The 2,710-nt window shown below is 33.6% G+C and carries 2 protein-coding genes; both read left to right on the forward strand.

Annotated features, from left to right (window positions below):
- Positions 1 to 1,404 precede the first annotated feature (1,404 nt).
- A complete protein-coding gene (gene repM / locus FTV37_RS16895; RefSeq protein ID WP_151206973.1) occupies positions 1,405 to 2,328 on the forward strand; it encodes a replication initiation protein RepM in 924 nt (307 codons plus the stop codon).
- A 60-nt stretch (positions 2,329 to 2,388) separates the two neighbouring features.
- A partial coding sequence (locus FTV37_RS16900) for a plasmid replication DNA-binding protein (RefSeq protein ID WP_257224370.1) occupies positions 2,389 to 2,710 on the forward strand: 322 nt, incomplete at its 3' end.

Genomic DNA, 2,710 nt, shown 5'->3' on the forward strand with positions numbered 1-2,710 from the left:
AGCAATAGATTGAAAATCATTGGTCAAAATTTTACTGAATAATTTACTGGTTCTGATTCCTTCTGAATTAGCCAATTGATCGTAGAATTCTGCTACTTGTGGATCTAGTCTGACTGCATAAGTTTTGACTTTTTCGCCCATAAATTACATCTCTTATAAAAATTAGAGTTTGTACAAGATTAAATCAAGATAATTCAATAATTTAAATCAAAAGAATAAATAAATTACGTACAAATCTATTTGTACAAAATTAATTTATTATAAAACAAAAACTTATTTAAATATAATGCTTTTTTTTATGTACAATCATGAGTACATAGTTTTTCTTAGATTTATCAATATCTTATCTAAAAAAAGTGTTGTTTTGATGTACAAGTATGAGCACAGCATAAAAAATAGATAATTCAATCACTTATTCTAAAAAAAGACCATTTTTCTGTACACGTTTCTGAGACCCTAAAAAATCGCTGAAATCCTTATCCTGTAAGGCTTTGAGGGTTGTCATCGTTAGATGCGTGGTGTGTGACAAAAAAATCCCGGCGTGTGCCGGATCCTGGATTAGAAAATTGGCTAAAGTGACGTAGGGCCGGTGCTTGGTTTTGCATGGAAAAAAGTATTTATTTCCTGGTTTAGAAAAACGTAAAAAATCAATTTTTTGTCCATTCATCCAGGTTAAAAATTTCAACCCAAAACTTTAATTATGAAAAGCTTCATAGAACGCGTTCAAATGCGATTTAAGAGCCTTTACCTAAAAAACATAGATCTCATAGTGAAAAACAGAAAACAGCTCAAAAAACGCAAATGAGAGCGAAATAAAGAGGTATTTTGACTTTAGATAGATGCATAGAGCGAGTGTCTACGAGCGAACTATCAAAATTTGCGCCTAGACCCTCTGAAAAACATTTTTTTGTCCTCTTTAGCCTAAGAAAGCGTAAGTTTCATGCAGAAATTTGCTCCTGGATCGAGCGTAGCGAGTAAAAAAGTTTTATGAGCGAAGCGAATTCCGAGTTGCTTTTGCTTTTTCTTAAAGTCACGCAAGTATTAACCAAAAAATTGCCCCAACGAACTGAGCGAAAGCGAAGTTCAATAGAGTTTGAGCGAAGCGAAAACCAAGGGCAATTTTTCATTCCCTGGGCTTTTAATTATTTTAAATCTTTTAAATGCTTTTAGGTAAGCTGAAAGCTTTGTAAATAAAGGCTTCCAGACTTCATATGACTACGTTTACCTACCAATATGACTACGTTTACCTACCAATATGACTACGTTTACCTACCAATATGACTACGTTTACCTACCATAAGTCTACCTTATTTATTTTGTAGATTTAACCATGTTTACCTTGCATTAATCTACAGATTTATTAATATAGATTTATATTCATAACTAATAAGATAGATAAATAAAGTGCGGGATTTAGTAGTTAAAGATAATGCATTAATTAATGCGAGTTATAACTTAGATTTAGTAGAACAGCGTTTAATCTTATTAGCTATTGTTGAAGCAAGAGATAGTGGTCGAGGCATTAATGCCAATGATCCATTAGAAGTCCATGCTGAGAGCTATGTAAATCAATTTAATGTTGCAAGACAAACAGCGTACCAAGCGTTAAAAGATGCTTGTAAAGATCTATTCGTACGCCAATTTAGCTATCAAGAAATCAATAAGAGAGGAAATGTAGAAAATGTTTTAAGCCGCTGGGTCAGCGAGATTAGATATATCGATGATGAAGCAACCGTGAAGTTAATATTTGCTCCTGCAATTGTCCCACTTATTACACGTTTAGAAGAGCAATTTACTAAATATGAATTACAACAAATTAGTAATCTCAGCAGTGCGTATGCTGTGCGGTTATATGAATTGTTAATAGCTTGGCGCAGTACAGGCCAAACTCCTATTATTGAACTAGCAGAGTTCAGGCAAAAAATAGGTGTTCTTGATGATGAATATACAAGAATGGGGAATTTCAAAGACCGAGTATTAAATTTGGCTATTGCTCAAATTAATGAACATACAGATATTAAAGTCCAATGTCAGCAACATAAAAAGGGACGTAATATTTCTGGCTTTTCATTTACCTTTAAACAGAAAAAGGTCGTTATAGCTAACAATAAAAAGCAAACTACTCTTGAGATTTTCTCAAAATTTACTGATGCACAGCGACATTTTTTTGCTAATAAGCTATCTGAGCTTCCAGAAATGAATAAATATTCTCAAGGTACTGAAAGCTATTCGCAGTTCGCAGTTCGAATTTCTGAAATGCTAAAAGATCTACAAAAATTTGAAGAACTACTGCCATATCTAGAGAAAGTAGGCTTTAATGCAAAATAAAACTCATGTTCAGATTGGATGTTCATATGAACATTCCTGTACACGTACTGAGGGACTCCATTGAACACAACAAAATTCAGCGTTATGGACGCCAGTAAAGCGTTTAAAAAGTCTAGAACAACAATTTATGAAGCTATAAAAAGTGGCGAATTATCAAGGGATAGTGATGGACTCATAGATCTATCGGAATTAATAAGAGTTTATGGAAATCCAACTGGTGTTCAGTCCAGTACACGTATTGAACAAGTCCAGAAGGATGCACCTGTACACGTCCAGTCTGAGGTTGAAAGTGTCCTAAAAGATCAGATTTCCTTACTTAAAAACCAGTTGGATTTAGCAAATCAAAGAGAAAAGTCTTTGCTGCAACATATCGAAGATCTCA

Origin of the sequence: Acinetobacter sp. YH16042 (assembly GCF_013417245.1) — a bacterium.
Classification (GTDB): domain Bacteria; phylum Pseudomonadota; class Gammaproteobacteria; order Pseudomonadales; family Moraxellaceae; genus Acinetobacter; species Acinetobacter amyesii.